Below are 5,843 nucleotides of genomic sequence, written 5' to 3'. Positions count from 1 at the left end.
GGTCCCCGCTACTAAAAGAAAAAAGCCGAGGTGAATATCTTGGCTTTTTTTTGTATCCTAAATCACGCTATAATACCACCTGTTTTTCAGGATTATCTTTTTCCTGCTCGTCTAAATTTCTCATTGTCGACTGTCCTGAGGTTGTTAAAAAACTGTCTTTTGCTGTTAGTTAATCGCTCTAATTTTTTGATAGTAGATTGTACTGTAAAATGTGTGTTTATGCAATCGTTTGTTTAATTGGCGCAATCGATTTCGTTGCTGCTAAATTTTGATATACTGTCATCATCCTTTAGTTTTAGCATTCATGTACCTAAATTTTGATTAGCACGCTAATCAATTTTTAAACTAACTATTAAATATTATGATTTCAAAGATTCTCGACAATCACAAGTTGAGTCTGTTATCATTAGCTTTACTCATTACAAGTACACACAACTCGGCTAATGCTAATGGTCTTACGTTTCCAGGCAACAATATTTTGTTGAATGACGCGGTTTATCAACAAAAAGTGAATGGAAAAGTGCAGTCAACAGACGGCCCATTGGCTGGTGCAACCATTAGTGTTAAGGGGAGCGCTAAGTCGACATCGGCAGGAGTAGATGGACGGTTTACCATAGATGCTAAAAATGGGGATGTACTAGTCGTTACAAGTGTTGGTTATAAGACACAGGAAGTGACGGTGACAGGACCGGTTGTTAACATCAATCTGGAGTCCAATAGTGAAGCACTTCAGGAGGTTGTTGTCGTTGGGTATGGATCACAGCAGAAAAAAGAAAGTTTGACTGGTGCCCTTCAAGCTGTTAAGGGAAACAAATTGCGTGATGTCACTACGCCATCGGTTGAAAACATGCTGAATGGTAAGGCTGCCGGTGTATATGTTGCACCAGGGGCTGGCAAACCGGGGTCAAATGGTGGTGTTGTGATTCGTGGTCAGGCAACCTTAAGTGGCACGACGAGCCCATTGTGGGTTATTGATGGTGTTATCGTCGGCTCAAGCCCAGGTGATATCAATCCAGATGACATTGAATCGTTAACGATTCTAAAAGATGCTGCCTCAACGTCAATTTATGGTTCGCAAGGTGCAAATGGCGTTGTTGTGGTCACAACAAAAAATCCTTCGGCATCCAAAACAAGCATTAGCTTTTCTACAAAAATGGGTATCAACCAGCTTTCCAATGGAAACATGGAAATGATGAATGGGGCTGAACTTTATGACTACTTTGCTTCGTTTTCAAATCCCGCTGATATCAAATTCCCGCGTTGGAATTCGGATTTGCGCAATAGCAACTTTGATTGGTGGAAGCTGGCAACAAAGACCGGATTTGTCCAAAATCACAATTTATCCATTCAGGGAGGAAATGATAAATTACAGTCTTATTTGTCTTTAGGTTACTACAACGAAGCCGGTGCGGTAAAAGGGTATGATTACGATCGTTATAACTTTAGATTACGTACCAACTATAAGCCTTTTGACTGGTTGACCATCAAGCCATCTATTGCCGGTTCGAGACGTGCGGTAGATGATCGTCAATATGATGTCAATGCCATGTATGGAAACCTACCTTGGGATAGTCCATACGATGCAAATGGAAATTTAGTGCCACACCGTTATAGTGGCTGGGTCAATAATGCAAGCACGAATTACTTGTATGACTTGCAATGGAATCATAGTGCCAATACCAATTATGAATTTATGGGTAACTTAGATTTCGATGTCAAATTAACGGATTGGTTGACCTTCTCCTCTGTCAACAATTATCGCTACAATACGTATTCTGACAGTGGTTATCAAGATCCGCGATCAAACAGCGGTGAAAGTGTAATTGGTCGTGTAACGGATTACCGCATGGAGTTTGCACGTCGTTATACCAACCAAATCTTGCGTTTCAACAAGACTTGGGATAAACATAGCCTGAATGGATTGGCTGCATACGAATTTAACGACTACTGGACCAAAACCTTAGATGCTTACGGAACGGGTATTGTCAATGGTTTCGAGGTATTGGATGTTGTTGCAAAACCAGAACGTACGAAAGGTGGAATTTCCGAATGGGCAGTACAGTCATTCTTGTCGAATGCAAACTATGCATACGATAATAAATATCTGGCACAGGTATCTTTCCGTCGTGATGGGGCATCCAATTTTGGTACCAATGCGAAATACGGAAACTTCTTTTCCGTTAGTGGTGGCTGGAATATCAATAAAGAAGAGTGGTTCAAGGCTGATTGGGTAGATAACTTAAAACTGCGAGCGGCTTATGGATCGGTAGGTAATAGACCGAGCTCATTATATCCACAATATAGCCTTTATTCGGTATCAGCATCATCAAGCTATAATGGAATACCAGGGGCATTAATTAGCCAAATCGGTAATAAAGATCTGACTTGGGAAAAAACATACACAACAGGATTTGGTGTGGATGCAGCCTTATTTAAGAATAGGCTAAGACTTAATGTTGATTATTACGATAAGAAGACTGATAATGTGCTTTATCAAGTGCCGATCAGTGGTCTGACAGGTGTCACTTCTATCTGGAAAAATATTGGTAAGATGCAAAACCGGGGGATTGAATTGACCATCGGTGGCGATATCGTTCGCAATGATAATGTACATTGGAGTTTGGATGTTAATTTAAGTCACAATGTGAATAAATTGACGGAGCTATTTGCGACAAAAGATGCCAATGGTAATCTTGTTTCGAAACCAATTATCGCAGGGGACGGATCAGGGATAGCTGGATCGGCGCAACGTTTGCTTCAACCTGGTTATCCGGTAGATACCTATTATCTAAAAGAATGGGCTGGTGTCAATGTTGATAATGGTTTGCCAATGTGGTACAGATACGAGACAGATGTCAATGGCAATGAAACAAGGACAACGACGTCGAACTATTCCAATGCAACTTTCCGTAATGCAGGAAAAGGAAATGCAGATCTCTTTGGCGGTTTCAGTACAGCCTTAAGTTATAAGCAGTTTGATCTAAATGCCGTGTTCGGGTTCTCTTTGGGCGGTAAGTTGTATAATTATTCGCGCCAAGAATTTGACTCGGATGGAACTTATACCGATCGTAATCAGATGAAGTTACAGGATGGTTGGAGCCGCTGGGAAAAACCCGGTGATGTTGCTACTCATCCGATAGCAAGATACGATAACCAAGATAAAGGTAATTCACCGTCAACACGCTTCTTGGAAAGTAACAATTTCTTAAAAATGAGATCCTTGACTTTGGGTTACAACTTCGATCTGAAAAAGTATAACATCAAAAATTTACGTGTATTCTTAGCTGGAGAGAATTTGTTTACGATTACAAACTACTCGGGTGTTGATCCGGAGCTTCCATTGACTGAACCAGATGGTAAAGGCGGGGGTGGTCAAATGATCAGATCTACAGGCGTCTCTGTATATCCAATGGTTCGTAAATACATGTTCGGCGCAAGTGTGACATTTTAATTTTAACGTTTAGAAAATCAATAATGAAAAAGATATTAATCGGACTTTTGATCGCATCGGCAGTATCCTCCTGCGATATCGATCGTCTTCCTTATACTTCGATGGACGAAGAGAATATTGTGAGTAATCCTGATGCCATGGTAACAGGTACTTATGCGCAGTTAAAAGCTTGGTCCGACCCAATGCACCGTCTTGGTGAATACGCTGGTGATAATATGATGATCCGCGGGTCATCGACAGACGCATTTTACGAATTTATCTCCTATGCGAGAACACCTAATAATTACCGTTTGCAGAACTTCTGGGATAGCGGTTATAAAGCTATCGCGCAATCTTCGAACGTCATTAAGATGTTTGCCGAAGGTCAAAGTGAAGAGATGGATAATAAATTGGGTGAATGTTATTACATCCGTGGAATGATGTATTTTTACCTTTGCCGTGCGTTCGGGAAGCCTTATTACCAAAGTCCCGAGACAAACTTGGGTGTTCCAATTGTCAACGGTACACCTGAAGATGTATTCAATGATTTGAACTTGCCAGACCGTGCGTCTGTAAAAGATACCTATGCGCAAGCAATCAGTGATCTGAAGAAAGCAGAAGCTTTATTGAAGATCGATAAAGGGGCAGTGTATGCTTCAAAGGGGGCGGCACAAGCAATGCTTTCCCGTATATACCTGTATATGAGCGGCACGTATAAAAATCCAAATGCAGAATATGCACGTCTTTCTGTAGAATACGCAGACAAGGTGATTAATTCAGGTAAATATGTTCTATTGGCTCGTGAGCAATTCATGAAATACAATACCTTTAGACCAGAAGATAACAAAGAGACGATCTTTGCGGTGAAACGTGTCGCTTCTGAATTTTCAGGTGATGATCACTATTATGGTATTGGTGGTATGTACTCCAATATCGGTGGTATGGGCTGGGGCGAGATGTATTCCAGTGCCAAGTACATTGATTTATTAAATGAAACAGGTCGCAATGACTGGAGACCTGATCATTATACGATTGTCGATGCACGTTCGGCCTTTATTGAACCTACTTATTCCAAAGATAAGGCCGGCAAATACTCAACTGTGTTTCGATTTATCAAACAAGATATACCTGCGAAAGCCGGTGATCCTAAAACAATGAGCTATCTGCAAATTCCAGTTGTAATTAACGGAAATACTGTTGTTGCACGAGAAGTCAAAAAGATAGGTGATAATGAGGTTGTTAAAGAATATACATTGACGGCAATTAATGCTAATCAACAGACCTATTCAATTACTTATGAAGATGGCAATACCTACTCCGGTATGATCGATTACTATATTTCCTTAAACCGTGCTTATCCACAATTCTATATTGTGAAATGCTCACGTGAAGGCGAGGAGTCGCAATTGCACTCACCTGTAATCAGCCGCTTGGGTGAAATTTATTTAAATCGCGCAGAGGCTAATGCAAAATTAGGTAATTATGGTGCTGCGCTAAATGATTTAAATACCATCAGAAATCGTTCTATTGTCAATGGGGGATATACTTCAATTGATGCTACCAATGCAAGTAAACTGATCGACAAAGAGCGTCAGTTGGAATTGGCTTACCAGGCTGAACGCAGTTATGATGTGTTTCGTAATGGCTTGCCGTTAAATAGAACTTATCCTGGGCCACAAAAACAATTTGAGGATATTGTGCCGACAGATTTTAGAGTGACTTATTTTATTCCACAGGATGCGATCAATTCATATCCAGGGAAATTGACTCAGAATCCAACGTCTAATTAGGCGAATATTGATAATTTAAACCCTATAAATGGCTTTACTTCACGGTAAAGCCATTTTTGTTTTTGTGTCGCGATAATCCCTTTCGAATCCGTATCTTTGTTCCCTTAAGTATATTTTTAGCATAAAAGTGCCACCTGCTGTGATAGTGGGTGGATCAAATAAAATAAATATGGCAAATATTGTTGCAATTGTTGGTCGTCCAAATGTTGGTAAATCTACCTTATTCAATCGTCTTACAGAAAGTAGAAAAGCGATTGTTGATGACTTTAGCGGGGTGACGCGCGACCGTCATTATGAAACAGCCGAGTGGATCGGAAAGAAATTTACAGTAATTGATACAGGTGGTTTTGTACATGGTTCGGATGATGTCTTTGAAGAGGCTATTCGTGATCAGGTCTATATCGCTATTGAAGAAGCTTCGGTCGTTATATTCATGGTGGATGTCACCACTGGCATTACCGACTTGGATGACGAAATCGCTGATATTCTGAGAAGAAGTTCTAAGCCCGTGTATGTCGTGGCTAATAAAGTCGATCACGCTAAATTGCACCATGAATCGGCAGAGTTTTATGCTTTTGGTTTAGGTGAGGTTTTTAATATCTCGTCGGCTACAGGATCCGGTA

General features: G+C 40.6%; 3 protein-coding genes. All 3 read left to right on the top strand.

The annotated features are described in order from the left end of the window. Positions 1-361 precede the first annotated feature (361 nt). A complete protein-coding gene (locus B2X72_RS14560) occupies positions 362-3,451 on the top strand; it encodes a SusC/RagA family TonB-linked outer membrane protein (protein WP_112374935.1) in 3,090 nt (1,029 codons plus the stop codon). Positions 3,452-3,474: 23 nt separating this feature from the next. Further along, positions 3,475-5,220 carry a RagB/SusD family nutrient uptake outer membrane protein gene (locus B2X72_RS14555; RefSeq protein WP_112374934.1) on the top strand — a complete coding sequence of 582 codons (1,746 nt, stop codon included), beginning with the start codon at positions 3,475-3,477 and terminating at the stop codon, positions 5,218-5,220. 169 nt (positions 5,221-5,389) lie between these two features. Continuing rightward, positions 5,390-5,843, top strand: a 454-nt coding sequence (locus B2X72_RS14550; RefSeq protein WP_286850169.1) for a GTPase, incomplete at its 3' end; no start/stop codon positions are given.

It is taken from the genome of Sphingobacterium sp. UBA7253 (genome assembly GCF_002472745.1).
In the GTDB taxonomy this organism is placed as follows: domain Bacteria; phylum Bacteroidota; class Bacteroidia; order Sphingobacteriales; family Sphingobacteriaceae; genus Sphingobacterium; species Sphingobacterium siyangense.
The sequence above is the reverse complement of the archived record's forward strand: the minus strand, read 5'-3'. Positions and strand labels throughout refer to the sequence as shown.